Source organism: Cupriavidus sp. H19C3 (assembly GCF_049393815.1).
Classification (GTDB): domain Bacteria; phylum Pseudomonadota; class Gammaproteobacteria; order Burkholderiales; family Burkholderiaceae; genus Cupriavidus.
This window is the reverse complement of the sequence record NZ_CP184985.1, coordinates 1,462,159-1,478,107: the sequence shown is the minus strand read 5'-3', so window position 1 is coordinate 1,478,107 and position 15,949 is coordinate 1,462,159. Positions and strand designations below refer to the sequence as shown.

The window sequence follows — 15,949 nt, the reverse complement described above, 5'->3', positions numbered from 1 at the left end:
GCCGGTGCGACGGCCGTGCTAGCGCAGCAGATTGGTCCTGGCCAGTTCCACCAGTTCGTCCGCGCGCCCGTTCATCACCGCCTTCAGTGCCCACAGGCTGAAGCCCTTGACCTGTTCGGCCTTGAGGGCCGGCGGCATGGCCAGTTCCTGCGTGTTCGTCACCACGTCGAGCAGCGCGGGACCGTCATGCGCGAGCATGGCCGCCACCGCCTCGGGCAGGGCGCGCGGGTCTTCCACGCGCTGGCCATGGATGCCGACCGCGCGCGCCATCGCGGCGAAGTCGGGGTTCTGCAGCGATGTGCCGGCTTCCAGCAGCCCGGCCGCCTTCATTTCGAGCGCGACAAAGCCGAGCACGCTGTTGTTGAACACCACCACCTTCACGGGCAGGCGTTGCTGCGTCAGCGTGAGAAAGTCGCCCATCATCATGGCAAAGCCGCCGTCGCCGGACATGCTGATCACCTGGCGTTGCGGAAACGCGGCCTGTGCACCGATGGCCTGGGGCAGGGCGTTGGCCATCGAGCCATGCGCCAGCGAGCCGATCATGCGGCGCCGTCCGTTCATCCGCAGATAGCGCGCGGCCCAGATGGTGGTGGTACCGACGTCGAAGGTGAACACCGCGTCGTCGCTGGCCTGTTCGCTCAGCAGGCGTGCCACGTACTGCGGGTGGATCGGCTGGCGGCCGCTGTCGCCGCTGGCGAGGTCGTCGAGCTCCTGGCGGGCATTGCGATAGTGGCGCACGCACGCGTCCAGGTGCGCGCTGTCGGTGGCCGGCGTCAGCAGTGGCTGCAGGGCGTCGAGCGTGGCGCCGACATCGCCGACCAGCCCCAGGTCCAGCCGCGTGCGGCGGCCAAGGTTCTCCGGACGCACGTCGATCTGGATGATGCGGGCATGCGAAGGATAGAACTGCCGGTACGGAAAATCGGTCCCCAGCATCAGCAGGGTCTCGCAGTTTTCCATGGCCTGGTAGCCTGAACTGAAGCCGATCAGGCCGGTCATGCCGACATCGTAGGGATTGTCGTACTCGATATATTCCTTGCCGCCGAGCGCATGCACGATGGGCGCCTTCAGCGTCTGCGCCAGCCGTACCACCTGGTCATGGCTGCCCGCGCAGCCGCGCCCGCACAGCAGCGTGGTCTTGCGGCTGGCGCGCAGCATGTCGGCGAGGGTGGACAGCGAGGCGCGGTCCGGCACCACGACCGGCGGTGGTAGCGTGAGCGCGGCGGAGGCCGACATCTCGGCGCCGACCTGGCGCAGTGCCACGTCGCCCGGAATCACGATCACGGCCACGCCACGCTTGCCGACGGCGGTGCGGATGGCGGTCTCCAGCACACCGGGCAACTGCTCGACACTGGTGATCAGTTCGCAATAGTGGCTGCATTCGCGGAACAGCTGGTCCGGGTGGGTTTCCTGAAAGTAGTTGCGGCCGATCTCCGCGCTCGGAATATGTGCGGCGATCGCCAGTACGGGCACGCGCGAGCGGTGGCAGTCGAACAGGCCATTGATCAGGTGCAGGTTGCCCGGCCCGCAACTGCCCGCGCATACCGCCAGCTCGCCCGTCAGATGTGCCTCCGCGCCGGCCGCGAAAGCGGCCGATTCTTCATGGCGGGTATGGATCCACGCGATGTCGTCGCGCTTGCGCAGCGATTCGGTAATGCCATTGAGGCTGTCGCCCACCACCCCATAGATACGGCGGACGCCGGCGCTGTGGAGAACGGACGTGATCAGATCGGCTGCGTTGGTGGTGGGCATGCTCGCTCCTCGCTGGGCAGTGACGTGAAGACTTCCACTGTAGTGCCCAACGTGGAATGCGCCAAAGCGGGCTTCCGCAGAAGCCCGCTTTTGGCGTCATGGCATGGTCGGTCGGCCAGGCGGGCCGACCGATGTCACCAACCGATGCCATCAGGGCACGGCGGTGACGTCGCGGCCCGCTCAGGCACTGGCATGCGCGGCGGTCGCGGCGGTCTCCTTGGCGAACAGGCTCTTCGACTGGGCCACGTGGCTCGCCAGTACCGGTCGCAGCACCATGAAGGCGAGGAAAGCCGCGGTCAGGTCCATGGCCGCAACCGTGTACAGCACGGTCGACCACGTACCGGTCGCTTCCATCATCAGGTTGCCGATCGGCACGAACAGCGCGCCAATGCCCTTGGCGGTATAGAGCACGCCGTAGATCTTGCCGATGTGCTTGGTGCCGAACGCATCGCCAGCCAGCGCGGAGAACAGCGAATACACCTCGCCCCAGGCCAGGAACACCAGACCGGACAGCAGCAGGAACGCGTAGGGATCGCTGCCGAAGTAGCCGAGCGCGATGATGCCGATGCCTTCCAGCGAAAAGGCGATCACCATGGTCTTCTCTCGCCCGATGTTGTCCGAGATCCAGCCGAACAGCGGACGCGAGATGCCGTTCATGACGCGGTCGAGCATCAGCGCAAGGGGCAGGGCGGCCATGACGAAGAAATGCAGGTCGACCTGGAAGTCCTTGACGCCAAGATCCTTGGCGATGACGCCGAGCTGCGCCACGGCCATCATGCCGCCGGTCACCACCAGCACGAACATCACCAGCATCAGCCAGAACAGCTTCGTGCTCATCGCCTCCTTGAGCGTGTAGTCGCGCGTGGCCTGGGCCAGCTTGGTGGAGCCGCGCACCTCGAGCGACTTGGGCGCACGCAGGAACCATGCGGCGATAAACGCAATGGAACCCTGCAGGATGCCGAAGAAGAAGAACGTGTCCTGGTAGCCCGACGACTCGATCATCGCCGCGATCGGCAGGATGGTGGCGGCGGAGCCTGCGCCGTAGCCGCCGGCGGTCAGGCCCACGGCCAGTCCGCGCCGGTCCGGGAACCATTTGAGCGCGTTGTTGATGCAGGTCGCGTAGATCGAGCCTACCCCGACACCGCCCACGGCCGCGCCGACATAGAAGCCCATCAAGGTGGTGGCCTGGGCGTTGATGACCCATGCGGCGCCGATCAGCACGGCACCGAACGCCACCATCAGGCGTGGCCCGAACTTGTCGATGAAGTAACCCTCCACAGGCGCGAGCCAGGTCTGGACCAGCACGAACAGGGTGAAGGCCACCTGGATCTGCGCACGGGGCCAGCCGTGGGTTTCCTGGATTTCCGGTACGAACAGCGTCCATGCGTACTGGATATTTGCCGTGGCCACCATGCAGACGACGCCTGCGATGAGCTGGAACCAGCGCTTGGATTCGGCGTTCGGCTGGGACGGGCGGAGCGTTGCCGAGGCGTTATTCATGGGAGCTCCTTGGGGTGGTGTTGGTGGCCGCAGGCATTTTTGATGTCTCCTGTATATTGATTACGACGGGCGCTGACAAAATGGAATGAATAGCGCGAACCATCGCTGGCGATGCCTTTATGTCGAATCGCTTTAAAAGCGCATGCTTTATTGACTGATATTTCTGTTGCTGTTCCGGCAGGCAAAAGAATTCCCTTGCTGCGTCAGTGGCAGCTTTTTACCTGGTTGTGTCCATCGAATTAGAAAATGCGAGGGGAACGGCTACACAGTATGTGATATACCAAGTAAGTCAAGGTAAAGGAATGGCAGGGTTTTCACCAAATCAGGCAGTTATTCCGGATTTTAATTTTTATTATCTGTTCACATCGAAACGGAATAATTTGGCAAAAAAAATGCCCACAGGCCGGCCTGTAGGCTGAGTCATGCTGAGTGACACCAGTCCTCAGCACGTTTCTACGTTATAAGTGAATCGCGAATTTCTGCGCGCGGTTTTTTCATTACATTTTTGACATGTGACGGCGGCGCATTAACATTACAAAATTGTCAGAAAAGGGTTAAAAAATAATGCGGCGCAACAAGCAAATGGAAGCGCCGGCGAAATAATGGGAATCGGCTGGCATGGCGCACGGCGGTTGCAAGGCGCCGCGCTATTCGATCCGGGCGCCCGAGGCCTTGACCAGCCCGGCCCATCGTTGCACTTCGGCGCGGATGAATTTGCCGAAATCTTCCGGCGAGCCCGGCGCGGCTTGCAATCCGGCGGCGGCAAAGCGCGTCTGCAGCGCGGGTTGCGCGAGCGCCCGCGCGAGCGCGCGGTTCAACGCCTGCACGATATCGCGCGGCGTGCCCACCGGCGCGAGCACGCCGTGCCAGGTCGACATCTCGTAGCCGGGCACGCCGGCTTCCGACAGCGTGACGAGGTCGGGCAGGTTGGGCATGCGCTGCGGCGAGGTCACGCCGAGCGCGCGCAGGCGTCCGCTTTGCATATGCGGCAGGGCGGTCGGAAAGATTTCGAACATCATGTCGATCTGGCCACCGAGCAGGTCCGTCATGGCGGCCGAGCCGCCCTTGTAGGGCACGTGCATGAAGTCGACTCCCGCACGGGATTCGAACAGTTGCCCTGCCAGATGCTGGGACGAACCGTTGCCGGCGGAGCCGTAACGCAGGCTGCCGGGCCTGGCGCGCGCCAACGCGATGAGTTCCTGCACCGAGCGTGCCGGCACCGAAGGATTGAGCACGAGGATCAGCGGTGACGAGGCGATCAGGCCGACCGGCGCGAAGCTCCTGTCGGCGTCGTAAGGCAGCTTGGCGTACAGCGTGGGATTGATGCCATGTGTGCTGGTGGAGCCTTGCAACAGGGTGTATCCATCGGGCCTGGCATGTGCGACCAGGCCGCTGCCGATGGTGCCGCCCGCGCCCGCGCGGTTGTCGACCACGACCGGCTGGCCGACTTCGGTCGAGAGCGCCTGCGCAACCGCGCGCGCGACGAAGTCGGTGGTGGTGCCGGCCGGATAAGGCGCCACGTACGTGATGGCGCGGCGAGGGTAGTCGGTGGCCGCATGGGCCGCGCCGGCGCGCAACAGTGGCACGGACAGCGGTAAGGACAGCGGCAGGCTGCCTGCCGCGGCAAGAAATTGGCGTCGCTTCATGGTGGTCTCCTCCGTGTTCTGGAATGTTTAGGTGTTGGGGTGTTGGGGTGTTGGGGTGTTGGGGTGTTGTGGCGTTGTGATGAGATTCGACGCCGGCTGCCGTTACCGTGGCGGCAGCGGCACCAGCCGGTCGGCCGTCATCTGCGCGAGCGTGTTGATGCCCAGGGCGCCCATCGTGCGCACGATTTCATCGCGCAGGATGCGGATGGCATAGGCCACGCCGTCCTCCCCATGGACGGTGGCGTAGTTGAAGGGCCGCCCGACAAAGACATGACGCGCACCCAGGGCCAGTGCCTTCATGACGTCGGTGCCGCGCCGGATGCCGCCATCGAGCATCACGGGTCGGTCGCCGGCCGCCGTCACCATCGCCGGCAGCGTGCGCAGCGGCGAGATCGCCGTGTCGAGCTGGCGGCCGCCATGGTTGGAGGCGATGATGCCGTCGGCGCCGGCGGCAACGGCAAGCTTGACGTCGGCGGGATCGAGCAGGCCCTTGACGATGAGCGGACCGTGCCAGCGTTGGCGGATATGGCGAATCACGCTCCAGTCGAGATGCGCGCGGCCGCTGAATTCGCGCTCCACGTTGCGCGATACGATCGGCGCGCCGCGCGTGGCAAACGAATTTTCGAAGTGCGGCATGCCGTGATGCAGCAGCGTGCGCGCGAAGGTGCCGAGCAGCCAGCGCGGCCGCATCAGGCCATCCCAGGCAAGACGCAAGCTCGGACGCAGCGGGGTGGAAAAGCCCGTACGCAAGTTGTTCTCGCGATTGCCGGGCACCGCCACGTCGACCGTCACGACCAGCGTGTCGATGCCGGCACGCGCGACGCGCTCGATCAGCGCATCGGTGCGCGCGAGGTCGGGCGGCAGGTAGATCTGGAACCACGGCCGGTCGCCCGCCGCGGCGATGTCCTCGAGCGGAATCAGCGACGAGCCGCTGATGATCATCGGGATATTGGCGCCGGCCGCGGCACGGGCCAGCGCGATATCGCCGCGATACCCGGACAGCGCCACGATGCCCATCGGCGCGATGCCGAACGGTGCCGCATAGGTGCGGCCGAACAGTGTGGTCTGTGCCGAGCGCTCGGCCACGCCGACGAGAAAGCGCGGCACGAAGCCGTACTCGCTGAACACACGCCGGTTGTCGTCGAGCGAGAGGCTGTCTTCCACGCCGCCACTGACGTAACCAAAGATCGGACGTGGCAGCCGGCGCCGCGCGGCGGCCTCGAAGTCTTGCAGCGAGAGGAGGTGACGATAGCGGGCATCGACGCGGCGACGGTGGGTATCGGCCGCGGGTGGCGCGGGCGCGGCGAGGTCCGGACGCGGTTGCGCATGCGAGGTCATGCGGGGACTCCGTGGATCATGGCGACAGGGCGGGATGAGTGCGACATGGCGGCAGTCTAGAGGGCCATGCCGCACGCGGCATAAGCCTGCGGCGAAGGGGCGTTCGGTATACTTGAACGCCGCTCTCGTCCTTCTCCCGCCGATGGAACTCCGCCAGCTTCGCTATTTCGTCCGCGTCGTCGAGTTGAACAGCATGGGGCGCGCGGCCGTCGAACTTGGGCTTGCCACCTCCACGTTGAGCCAGCAGATCAGCCAGCTCGAAGGCGAGCTCGCCACGCGCTTGCTGCAGCGGCGCTCCACCGGCGTGTTTCCCACCGACGCCGGACTCGATTTCTTCCGCCAGGCGCAGCTGATCCTGCGCCAGGTCGAGACCGCGGTCAGCGTGGCTCACCAGGGCCGGCTGTCGGGGCAGGTCAGCATCGGCATGGCCGCGACCACGGCCTCGATGCTGGCGCTGCCGTTTGTGGTGGCCATGCGCGCGCGGTATCCCGCGGTGCGGCTGAAAATTGTCGAGGGACTCGCCGGCAATCTCGAAGCGCTGCTCAATTCGCGCCAGCTCGATCTCGCCGTCGTGTTTACCGCTACCTCGGCGTGCCGCTGGACCGTGGTGCCGTTGCTCGATGAGCGCCTCTTCCTGATCGGCCACCGGGATCTGCCCGGCATGCCCGACGGGCCCCGCGATACCCACGATACGCGCGAGATATCGGTGGCAGCGCTCGGCGATATGCCGCTGATCCTGCCAAGCGGCACGCATACGCTGCGCAACCTCGTGCTCGACGCGTTCCGCGAGGTTGGCACGGTGCCGAACGTCGCGCTCGAAGTCGATGGCGTGAATACGCTGATGGATGTCGTCGGTGCCGGCATCGGCGCCACCATCCAGCCGGGCTCGCTGCTATCGCGCGTGGGTCTGGTGCCAGGCCACGACGACAACGCCGATGGCCTGCGCGCCGTTCGCATCACCGATCCGGCAATGCGTCGCACCAGCCTGCTGGCGAGCCTGCCCGACGACGAACTGTCGCCGGCGGGCCTGGGCGCGCGCGTGGTGCTGGTGGAAGTGGCACGGGAGCTCGCGCGCAACGGACGCTGGCCCGGTGCGGAGGCGCTTGCCGTGCGGTGAGTCGCAGCGCCTGGCCATGCGTCATGTGTTGATGCATTCACCTGCCGTTGCGACAGACGGCATCATGCTGCGGAGACTGCGGTGTTTACGAGACGATTTGAGGCAAGTCTCAGAATTGGGGGCATCGGATCGCGGGACCTGCATGCTACCCTTCAGCTTTTGCCAAGACTGCCGTAATTGGACTATCTGGCTTTGGAGAAATGTAGTGAGCCTCCTGTCCAACTTTCCTGCCTCCCTCGAGATGGATCATATCGGTGAGCGTTTCGCGGAGGCCGATCTCATCACAAACCGTGAAGAACGCTGGGCCGCGCAAGCGGCCATCGCGCTCGATACTGGCGATCTGCATCTCGTCGGCCTGGTCCTGTTCAAGGCGATCCAGGAATACGGGCTGTATCAGTTTGCGGAGCAGGTGGGAGAGGCGCCGATCCGACTGCAGCGTCTGTGGATGCCCGGCGTGCTCGTCTCGCTCGAGCGCGCCCTGCACCTGTTTGCCGAGCTTGGCGTGCGTCTGCCGCTCGAGCCCTATCACGCCACGCTGCTCGCCAACTTTCCGATTTCCGGCGCCTCGGTACACTGATCGGCCGCATCAACCGGCCGCATCAACCGGCCGCATCAACCAGCCGCATCAACCGGCGGAATTGAGCGGCCGCATCAACCGGGTGCGCCGACCCTGCATCGACCTGCTGCGCGGGCCGACCCTGCGCGGCCCTGCAGGCGTTCCGTCCGGCTGGCGTACGTCCTATCCCTTTGCATATGGAAACTCGTTCTGGTCGCTCATGCTGGCCAGCACGTCGCGCATGCGCATCAGTTCCGCCGACAGGCGTCGCGACAAGAACGCAAACGAGCCGGTGGTCACGGCAGGTTCGGGCAGTGGCGCCTGCGCAGGCGGCGCGGTGCCGGACTCCAGCCCATCGGCCAGGGCCAGCATCAGCGCGCGAATGCCGCGCTCGTCTTCACGCGGATGATCGGGGTTGGGGTCGATGGCCGCCATCAATTCCAGCGCGCTGATGCAGACCCGCGCGGCATGCTGGATCTCCTCGAGCTGCGCGGTCGGTACGTCGGTCTCCTTTGCCACCGACGGAATCAGGCTGCGCAACTGCACCAGCTGCATGCCGAGCTGGAGCATGTCCTTCTGCATGGTGGCGGAATCGGACTGGCCGCGTTGCACCTTGGCATGCACCGCCGCACACGCGCGCAGCAGCGCGGCCAGCTTGGTGCGCCAGGAAAACGAGGCATACGCCGGCAACGCGAACGAGAACACCAGCGCGATGACGGTGCCGATAAACACATCCACAGTGCGCCAGATGGCGTCGAACACATTCTGCTCGCCATGGCCGGCGGTAATCACGACCGTGATGGCCGACAGCAGCGCGATATAGCCCCCCTTGCCGATCGCATGATAGGCGCAGTAGCCGCAGACCAGCGCCATCAGCAGATAGGTCAGCAGCGGCCAGTGGAGCAGGTAGGACTGCTGGACGATCAGCAATAGCCCGATCAGCGCCCCGATGGCGGTGCCCACGCCGCGCTCGGCGGCGCGCCGGCGGATATTGCCGTGATGCTGCAAGCCGCCGATCACGACCAGCACCGTAATGCTGGCCCATTCGCCGTGAGGGATGCGGATGCCGGTGGTCAGTGCGATGGACACCAGCAGCGCCAGCGCCACGCGCACGGCGTGAAACAGCCGGGCCTGGCTATAGCGGCGGTTGGGGTCGAGCAATACGTTGGTGGTCTTGAGCAGGACATCGCGCATGATCGGGCAGCGGCAGGCAAGCGGAGGGAGTCACAGTGTAGAGCATGCTCCGTGCCAGGCGGGAATTGAACAAATGCCGGAGGTTCTGGCGGAAGGCACGGCGGGGTGCTCCGCGGCGGCCATGGCGCCTTGCATGCGGGCGCGTTCGTCCGGGAAAATCGCCGGCAAGTCGTTATCGAGGAGGGTCGTCCGCGGCCCCGTTCGCCTATGGAATCGTCCAGTCGTCGTCGTCAGTCCATCGCCGTGATCGGTGCCGGTGGCGTGGGTGGCAGCATCGCCGCCGCGCTCGCGCTCGAAGGTTGGCACGACGTGGTGGTGTGCGCGCGGCGGTCGCTCGACGAGATCGTCTTCGAACCCGCCGACGCCATGGTGCGCTTGCCGGTGCGCACCTGCGTCGACCCCGCCGCCGCCAGCCCGGTGGATTGGGTCATGCTGTGCACCAAGGCGCAGGACACGCCTTCGGCCGCGGCGTGGCTGGCGGCGCTGTGCCATCGCGGCACCCACGTCGCGGTATGCCAGAACGGCATCGGCCATGCCGGGCGGGTGGCGCCGTTTATCGGCCCGGCCACGGCGGTGCCGGTGGTGGTGTACTTCAATGGCGAACGCGTGGGGCCGCACCACGTGCGCTTCCGCCATGTGGGCGAGCGCGACCTGGCTGTGCCCGACGATGCCGGCGGTGCCGCGCTGGCGCGCCTGCTGGCGGGCACCTGCCTGCGAACCTTCGTCAGCGCGGACTTCGTCACGCTGCAATGGCGCAAGCTGCTGATCAATGCGGTGGCGAATCCGGTCACCGCGCTCACGCGGCAACGGCTCGCGGTGTTTGCGCACGCGGACATCCGCGCGCTGTGCATGGACATCCTCGACGAGGCCGTCGCCGTAGGGCGCGCGTGCGGCGCCGCGTTTGCCAACGACGAAGGCGCGACCGTGCTTGCCGCGCTGCTGGCGCTGTCACCCAACCTCGGCACCTCGATGTACGCCGATACGCTGCGCGACGGCGTGCTCGAAGTCGATGCGCTGACCGGCGCCATCGTCGAGGCCGGCGAGGCGCACGGCATTCCCACACCGGTCAATCGCACCTTGCTGGCCCTGCTGCGGGCCATCAGCGACGGCGCACGCGCGCGGCAGGTGTGAGCATCGATCGCGGCCGCGTCCGCGATCTGACCGGCGGCGCGCCTGGGCCTGAGACGAATCAGCATGGATTCGAGACGCGTGAGCATTGAGCGCGTACGCGCATCTGCCTATATTTGCATGCATCGTGCAGAAGCCGACGCGCCATGACCAAGGTTATGACCCGGTAAGTTACTGCCCGATTTGTGCCTTCTTGTGAGGTTCCCGAGACCAGAAGATACTTCGCGGGCCTCGATAGCGTGTGCGTATGTCCCCCGCACGGCGTCCCGATCATGCAACAGCGCGAGCCGCGCCGCAGGGAAGACCACTTCCCTGGGCAGGCGCAGTGAAAACAGTCATGTCAGTTCAGTTCAATGTCAGCGCGGCTCGCGCAAACCTTCTGCACGCGGACGACTACCAGCACGTCCGCGAAATCCTCTCCCGCGTGGGGGACAAATGGACCTTCGTGATCCTGGCCGCGTTGCGCGAGCGATGCATGCGGTTCAATGACCTGCATCGCGCCATTGACGGTATCTCGCAGCGGATGCTGGTCGTCACGCTGCGGCATCTGGAGCGCGATGGGTTTGTGGCGCGCACGGTGTACCCGACGGTGCCGCCACGTGTGGAGTACGAACTGTCGGAGCGCGGCCGGTCGCTGCGCGACGTGCTGCAGCCCGTGGAAGCGTGGACCTGGGAGAACCTGCCGACCATCGAGGAGTCACGCCGGCGCTTCGATTCGCAGATGCGCAAGCGTACCGAGTGAGGGCGCTCCCGCCGGGGCGCGCGACGGTGCGCCACATGGTGCACGGCCATGGCGGCACCCGCTGCGCACGCTCCCGGGCCTTCCGTGCATCCCTCGTGCCCTGTCAGTGCGCACCGGCGCAGACCACCTGGTCGCGCCCGGCGCGCTTGGCTTCGTAGAGCGCCTCGTCGGCGCGCGCATAGGCATGCGCGAAGCTCGTCCCTTGCGGATTGCAGCTGACGCCGAAGCTGGCCGTCACTGGCCGGTCGATCGGCGCCGGGAACGGCTGCTGGCCAATGCGCCGGCGCATGTGTTCGGCCAGCGCCATCGCTTCGTCGCACCCGACGCCCGGCAGCAGCGCCGCGAACTCCTCACCGCCCACACGGCCGATAAGCCCACCCGCCGGCACGGCATGCTTCAGCCGTCGGGTTACTTCGCAGATCACCGTGTCCCCGACCGGGTGGCCGAACGTATCGTTGAGCCGCTTGAAATGGTCGATGTCGAGCACGATCAGCGCCAGGCTGCTTTTGCCGAGCGCGGCGGTGGCCCGCTCGATCACGGCGCCGCGGTTGAGCACGCCCGAGAGGGTGTCGTGCGTGGCGCGGTATTCCAGTTCCTGCGCGAGTTCCTGCAAACGGTGGTTGAGCCGGTTCATTTCCAGCTCTTCCCGATCGCTGCGGCGGATCAGCCGCCGGGTCTCGCGCATCAGGCGTTCGTAGTGGCCGATCAGCTCGCCGAGCGTGGCGCGATACGTGGCCGCGCTCGCTTCGCCATCGAGAAAGATTCCGCGTGCGTGGGCGAGGGCGCTGTTTTCCGTATCGAACAGATCGGGTTCGGCCATGGAGACGTGGAGCGGCGGGTTCAACTGCTGGTGGTGACCTGGTCGATGAATTCGATGGCGGGAAAGTCGGCGTGCAGCTCCTGGCCGAATTCAAGGATGGTATCGTCGTCCTCGTCGTGGAACCAGTTCAGCACGACGCGGTTGCCGCGTTCGGCGGCTTCGTTGAGCGCGTCGAACATGCTGAACAGGATCTTGGTGCTGGAGCTGTTGAAGTAGGTCAGCGCCACGTTGACGGTGACCTGCGCCTGGTCGCGGCCGGCCAGGTACTTGCGCAGGCGTACCAGCGCGTCGCCGTAGAAGACGGCGGCATTCTCGGGATAGGACTCGCCCTTCAGCGACAGCGTATGCTGGTGGAAGTCGAAGCTGACTTCCGGCGAGTCTGGCGTGGCGGCAATGAACAGGTTTTCCATGACTGTCTCTTTCCGATTCGTTCAGATCGTGGCGACGAGCTGAAACATCGTCGAAACCGGGTCCGCGTCGATCGGCTGAAAGTTGTATTCGAGTGGGGCGCTGGCGTCCCGCGCCATGGTCAGGAACCCGAGGCCGGCACCCTTGCTGCCTTCCGGCGCCTCCGCGCGCAGGGTCTCCTTGTAGGCCGCCTTGATCTGCTCCAGCGTCATGGTGCGCAGCGGTTCCAGCGTCGCGCGCAGCTGCTCCACGCGCGCGGTGGCCACCGGGTTGGAACACATCAGGCGATAGTGCTCGTCCACCATGCTGATGCACACCGAGCCATGACGCAACTGGCCGCGCGACTGGCCGCGCGACTGGCTGTCGTCCTGCGTCGGCGGCGTAAGCGCGTCCGACGAATAGTGCACGATATTCTGCGCCATTTCGACAAACGACGAGAACAGCTTGCGCCGCGTGGCGCCGTCCACCCCGCTCACGGCCAGCTGGAGACGCACCGCATCGGACATGGCGGCGATGATGTTCTGCGAAAAATAGCCGACGTAGTAGAAGATCACGTTGCGTTCCCGGGCCATGGCAAAGAATGCCCCATATTCGTTGTCGATGGAGGAGGTAGTGGAAGTAGCGGTCATGGCGGACTATTGGACGCGGAAGCAGAAGTAGGTGAGGTCGTCCCGCCGGCGGTTGTCGCCTTGCCATGCACGGTGGGCGTCCAGCACCGCCTGGCTCAGCGACGTGGCGGGGAGCGCGCGATGGGCGCGGATGGCCTCGCGGATGCGGCGCTTGCCGAATGCGATTTCCCTGGGGCCGCCAATCTGGTCGATCAGGCCGTCGGTGGTCACGAACACCACGCTGCCCGGCCGCGTCTCGACGTGTCGGTTGTGCCAGACGAAGTTCATGCCGGTGTCGATATAGCCGACGCCCTTGCGCTCGCCGTCGATGACATGATCGTCGGCTTCGTCGGGATGGAACACGAACAGCGCGCACTTGGCGCCCGCGAAGGTGAGCCGGCGCGTGGCGTTGTCGAACCAGAAGAAAGCGGCGTCCATGCCGTCGTTGGACTCGGTGCCGAGGACATCGCCGCCTTCGATCTGGCCGAGCATCTGCTTGATGCCGCGGTTGACCGTCATCAGCAGCGCGCCCGGATCGCGCGGGCCCTGCTGCTCGATGGCCTGCGTCAGCAGCGACGAGGCGATCAGCGTCATGAACGCGCCTGGCACGCCGTGGCCGGTACAGTCGGCGAGCGCGGCAAACCAGCCGTCGTCGTAGGCGGCAAAGTGGTAGAAGTCGCCACCGACCACATCGCGCGGCTCCCACACCAGCGCCGCGTCGGGCAGCGTGCGTGCGAGCGCCTCGCGCGAGGCGCGCAGCATCGCGCGCTGGATGATGCTGGCGTAGTCGATGCTGTGCATGATCTGGCGATTGCGCTCGGCCTGGATATCGGCCACCACGCGCATCAGCTGCAGCCCTTGGCCCAGGCCGAGATACTGGCCGCCGCGCGCGACGATAAAGCCGTCGGCCAGTGCTTTCTCGCCGTACTCCACGGTCCGGAACATCAGTGCGTCGATGCCCATCTCGGCGTCGACCACCAGCGGTTCCTTGTCCATGAACGCGATGCAGCTCTTGCGGTTGTACAGCTCGCGATGGTACGGCTTGCTCATCTGCGACAGGAAGATCGACCGGTTGATCAGGCCGATCGGCCGCCCCTGCTCGGTCACGGGCAGGCAGGCCAGGTCCCGGTGCAGCGCGAACACTTCGAGTACGTCCTGGTTGGTCTGGTCGGTCGTGACCGAGGGCGTGGCCACGGCCAGATCCTCTGCGCAGGGCTGCCGGAAGCGCGGACGGGCAGCGGGAGAATCCACCAGAAAGCCGGACATGACAAAAGGAGCGCGAACCGAGGCACGCGAATTGGGAAATGGCCCCGAGTTTAGGCCGTCTATATGTCTACTCCGTGACCAAAGTCCTTGCAAATCAAGGCTTTAGGCCCCACTCGCGTGGGGTGGCGGCATTAGTGTCGAGGCCCATCGCGCGAGCCAGCAGCGGCCAGCGCCGCGCGGCCCGGGCGGTTTCCACCTGGCTCTGCTGGTCGAAGTAGCGACGACCGTCGAAGCCATCCACCTTCTCGCTCAGCGCGTCGATGTCGTTGCAGGCGATGGCTGCCTTGCGCGACGTGACCGGTTTGCTCATGGCCAGTCGCCTATTTCTGTTCGACCCAGACGCCGTCGGGCGTCTGCACCACGTAGCCGTCAGTGCGCTTCATCGTGATCGTTCCTTCGTTCTCGCCCACCATCTGCGTCTGTGGCAGGTCTTCCGCGTAGTGCGCCAGCGCCGGCGCGCCCTGGCGGAACGGGCTGTCGGCGATCAGGTTGAACACCAGTTGCGACAGGCCCAGAAAGCTCATGGGCGCGTCGATGACCACGGGCTGGGGTGTCTCGGCGGCAGGCAGGCCCACCAGCTTGACCCCTACCGGCACGTGGATGATGTTGGGCGTGGGAATCTCGCGCAGGCCCGAGATCTGGTTCTTGTCGCCGCGCAAGGCCGCACCGTGCTCGGGCACGAACACCACCACGGCCTTGCGGCCGGAACTGGCGATGGTGTCGAGGATGCGGTCCACGTCGTCGAGCAGCGTCTTGAGCCGCAGCGGGTACGACTCCAGGCTCGTCAGCCGCTTGCCCGGCAGCCGGTTGCCATCGTGCAGCGTCACCGTGTTGTAGTAGAGCGCCACCGGGCCGGCGTCCTGCGCGAGCCGCTTGCGGTACCAGTTGTCGAAGGTGGCGAAGTCGCCCAGCACCGGCGAGTCGTCGAACGCTCGCATCGCCACCGGTACGCCGTCGGTGGCGGCCGGCTGGATGCCGGGCATGCCGATTTCCTTGTCGACGAAGCCGCGGAAATTGTCGAAGCGGCCGTCGTGGTTCATCAGCACCTGCGGGGTGAAGCCGGCCTGGGCCAGGTCTGCGAACACGTGGCATTCGGCCGGGGCCGGGTCGTACAGGTTCTTGTGAGGCTCCTGTCCGCACGCGCCGCGCAATACGCGGATCGCGGCCGGTCCGCTGTAGCTGGCCGCCGAGCTGAAGTTCTTGAACAGGTAGTCGAAGCGCGACAGCAGCGGATGATTCAAGCTTCTGGCTGCGTCCAGGTCGTCCCACGACAGCGAGCAGATGTGCAGGAAGATCACGTCGAACCGGGCGTCGGGGCTGGCGGTCAGCGGCGCCACGGTCGCCGTGCGCTGCGCCTCCTGCTGGCGGAACGCGGTCAGGATGGCGTCGTAGTTGCCGGTCGCGTTGATATCGGCACGCGGACTGTCGGCGGCGCGCGCCACGGCCGTGACCCGGTCCGGCAGCGCCACGCCCAGGCCGTGCCAGAACGGCATCGCAATCAGCGCGATCAGCACGAAGGTGGTGATCCGCACCCAGCGGTTGACGAGCAGGAACACTACCAGCACCAGCAGCGCCGCCACCACGAGCTGCATCGATACCAGCCGCTGCAGCAGCTCCAGCAGGTAGGCGGGCGTGAACGCGCGGATATTCGCGAACTGCGCGATCACGCGCTCGAACGGTGGCAGGGTGGATTCGCGCCAGGCCAGCGCCGCCCCCACGCCGAGCGCCAGCACCTGGCGGATCAGGCGCAGCGGGCGCGACTCCATGGGCGCCACCAGCAGCAGCGCGAACAGCAGGTTCAGCAGCCAGAGCGGCTTCATCTGCCCGGTGTGGAAGAGGTACAGCTTGGTGAGGAAGTAGAGGTTCCAGAGTCCCAT

General features: G+C 65.9%; 15 protein-coding genes. 4 read left to right on the top strand and 11 right to left on the bottom strand.

The features are described from left to right. Positions 1–18: 18 nt before the first annotated feature. From poxB to DFLDMN_RS06670, 4 genes are all read right to left on the bottom strand, one after another. The gene (poxB, locus tag DFLDMN_RS06685; protein WP_423197688.1) at positions 19–1,749 is read right to left on the bottom strand and encodes a ubiquinone-dependent pyruvate dehydrogenase; all 1,731 of its coding nucleotides are present in this window, start codon (positions 1,747–1,749) and stop codon (positions 19–21) included. A 180-nt stretch (positions 1,750–1,929) separates the two neighbouring features. Next, positions 1,930–3,249 carry an oxalate/formate MFS antiporter gene (oxlT, locus tag DFLDMN_RS06680; RefSeq protein ID WP_423197687.1) on the bottom strand — a complete coding sequence of 440 codons (1,320 nt, stop codon included), beginning with the start codon at positions 3,247–3,249 and terminating at the stop codon, positions 1,930–1,932. 647 nt (positions 3,250–3,896) lie between these two features. Next, positions 3,897–4,895 carry a Bug family tripartite tricarboxylate transporter substrate binding protein gene (locus DFLDMN_RS06675; RefSeq protein WP_423197686.1) on the bottom strand — a complete coding sequence of 333 codons (999 nt, stop codon included), beginning with the start codon at positions 4,893–4,895 and terminating at the stop codon, positions 3,897–3,899. A gap of 102 nt (positions 4,896–4,997) precedes the next feature. Next, positions 4,998–6,233: an alpha-hydroxy acid oxidase gene (locus tag DFLDMN_RS06670; RefSeq protein ID WP_423197685.1), complete on the bottom strand. Its 1,236-nt coding sequence runs from the start codon at positions 6,231–6,233 to the stop codon at positions 4,998–5,000. Positions 6,234–6,375: 142 nt separating this feature from the next. On the opposite strand from DFLDMN_RS06670, the gene DFLDMN_RS06665 reads away from it, so the two are divergent. Both DFLDMN_RS06665 and DFLDMN_RS06660 read left to right on the top strand, forming a co-directional pair. After that, positions 6,376–7,350, top strand: coding sequence for a LysR substrate-binding domain-containing protein (locus DFLDMN_RS06665; protein WP_423197684.1), 975 nt, complete (start codon positions 6,376–6,378; stop codon positions 7,348–7,350). Positions 7,351–7,555: 205 nt separating this feature from the next. Continuing rightward, positions 7,556–7,927, top strand: a complete 372-nt coding sequence (locus DFLDMN_RS06660; RefSeq protein WP_423197683.1) for a hypothetical protein — start codon at positions 7,556–7,558, stop codon at positions 7,925–7,927. Positions 7,928–8,089: 162 nt separating this feature from the next. On the opposite strand, the gene DFLDMN_RS06655 is transcribed toward DFLDMN_RS06660, so the two are convergent. Continuing rightward, the gene (locus tag DFLDMN_RS06655) at positions 8,090–9,100 is read right to left on the bottom strand and encodes an FUSC family protein (protein ID WP_423197682.1); all 1,011 of its coding nucleotides are present in this window, start codon (positions 9,098–9,100) and stop codon (positions 8,090–8,092) included. 207 nt (positions 9,101–9,307) lie between these two features. On the opposite strand from DFLDMN_RS06655, the gene DFLDMN_RS06650 reads away from it, so the two are divergent. Beyond that, positions 9,308–10,231 (top strand): 2-dehydropantoate 2-reductase, encoded by a 924-nt coding sequence (locus tag DFLDMN_RS06650; protein WP_423197681.1) that lies wholly within the window; start codon positions 9,308–9,310, stop codon positions 10,229–10,231. Positions 10,232–10,565: 334 nt separating this feature from the next. Then, on the top strand, positions 10,566–10,970 hold the full coding sequence (locus tag DFLDMN_RS06645) for a winged helix-turn-helix transcriptional regulator (protein WP_423197680.1): 405 nt from the start codon (positions 10,566–10,568) through the stop codon (positions 10,968–10,970). A gap of 103 nt (positions 10,971–11,073) precedes the next feature. Here DFLDMN_RS06645 and DFLDMN_RS06640 read toward each other — a convergent pair whose 3' ends face one another. From DFLDMN_RS06640 to bcsG, 6 genes are all read right to left on the bottom strand, one after another. Then, positions 11,074–11,790, bottom strand: coding sequence for a GGDEF domain-containing protein (locus tag DFLDMN_RS06640; protein WP_423197679.1), 717 nt, complete (start codon positions 11,788–11,790; stop codon positions 11,074–11,076). Positions 11,791–11,810: 20 nt separating this feature from the next. Continuing rightward, positions 11,811–12,200: a DUF1987 domain-containing protein gene (locus DFLDMN_RS06635; protein WP_423197678.1), complete on the bottom strand. Its 390-nt coding sequence runs from the start codon at positions 12,198–12,200 to the stop codon at positions 11,811–11,813. A 21-nt stretch (positions 12,201–12,221) separates the two neighbouring features. After that, positions 12,222–12,827, bottom strand: a complete 606-nt coding sequence (locus DFLDMN_RS06630; protein ID WP_423197677.1) for a SiaB family protein kinase — start codon at positions 12,825–12,827, stop codon at positions 12,222–12,224. Positions 12,828–12,833: 6 nt separating this feature from the next. Beyond that, entirely contained in the window at positions 12,834–14,072 is a 1,239-nt protein-coding gene (locus DFLDMN_RS06625; RefSeq protein WP_423197676.1) for a SpoIIE family protein phosphatase, read from the bottom strand. 94 nt (positions 14,073–14,166) lie between these two features. Next, positions 14,167–14,382, bottom strand: a complete 216-nt coding sequence (gene bcsR / locus DFLDMN_RS06620; RefSeq protein WP_423197675.1) for a BcsR/BcsP family cellulose biosynthesis protein — start codon at positions 14,380–14,382, stop codon at positions 14,167–14,169. Positions 14,383–14,392: 10 nt separating this feature from the next. Next, positions 14,393–15,949, bottom strand: a complete 1,557-nt coding sequence (gene bcsG / locus DFLDMN_RS06615; protein WP_423197674.1) for a cellulose biosynthesis protein BcsG — start codon at positions 15,947–15,949, stop codon at positions 14,393–14,395.

Bases quoted from the DNA above. Each gene is read 5' to 3' on its own strand.
- bcsR (WP_423197675.1), bottom strand. From the start codon at position 14,382: ATGAGCAAACCGGTCACGTCGCGCAAGGCAGCCATCGCCTGCAACGAC.
- DFLDMN_RS06630 (WP_423197677.1), bottom strand. From the start codon at position 12,827: ATGACCGCTACTTCCACTACCTCCTCCATCGACAACGAATATGGGGCA.
- DFLDMN_RS06655 (WP_423197682.1), bottom strand. From the start codon at position 9,100: ATGCGCGATGTCCTGCTCAAGACCACCAACGTATTGCTCGACCCCAAC.
- DFLDMN_RS06675 (WP_423197686.1), bottom strand. From the start codon at position 4,895: ATGAAGCGACGCCAATTTCTTGCCGCGGCAGGCAGCCTGCCGCTGTCC.
- DFLDMN_RS06625 (WP_423197676.1), bottom strand. From the start codon at position 14,072: ATGTCCGGCTTTCTGGTGGATTCTCCCGCTGCCCGTCCGCGCTTCCGG.
- oxlT (WP_423197687.1), bottom strand. From the start codon at position 3,249: ATGAATAACGCCTCGGCAACGCTCCGCCCGTCCCAGCCGAACGCCGAA.
- DFLDMN_RS06635 (WP_423197678.1), bottom strand. From the start codon at position 12,200: ATGGAAAACCTGTTCATTGCCGCCACGCCAGACTCGCCGGAAGTCAGC.
- DFLDMN_RS06650 (WP_423197681.1), top strand. From the start codon at position 9,308: ATGGAATCGTCCAGTCGTCGTCGTCAGTCCATCGCCGTGATCGGTGCC.
- DFLDMN_RS06665 (WP_423197684.1), top strand. From the start codon at position 6,376: ATGGAACTCCGCCAGCTTCGCTATTTCGTCCGCGTCGTCGAGTTGAAC.
- DFLDMN_RS06640 (WP_423197679.1), bottom strand. From the start codon at position 11,790: ATGGCCGAACCCGATCTGTTCGATACGGAAAACAGCGCCCTCGCCCAC.
- bcsG (WP_423197674.1), bottom strand. From the start codon at position 15,949: ATGGGACTCTGGAACCTCTACTTCCTCACCAAGCTGTACCTCTTCCAC.
- DFLDMN_RS06645 (WP_423197680.1), top strand. From the start codon at position 10,566: ATGTCAGTTCAGTTCAATGTCAGCGCGGCTCGCGCAAACCTTCTGCAC.
- DFLDMN_RS06670 (WP_423197685.1), bottom strand. From the start codon at position 6,233: ATGACCTCGCATGCGCAACCGCGTCCGGACCTCGCCGCGCCCGCGCCA.
- poxB (WP_423197688.1), bottom strand. From the start codon at position 1,749: ATGCCCACCACCAACGCAGCCGATCTGATCACGTCCGTTCTCCACAGC.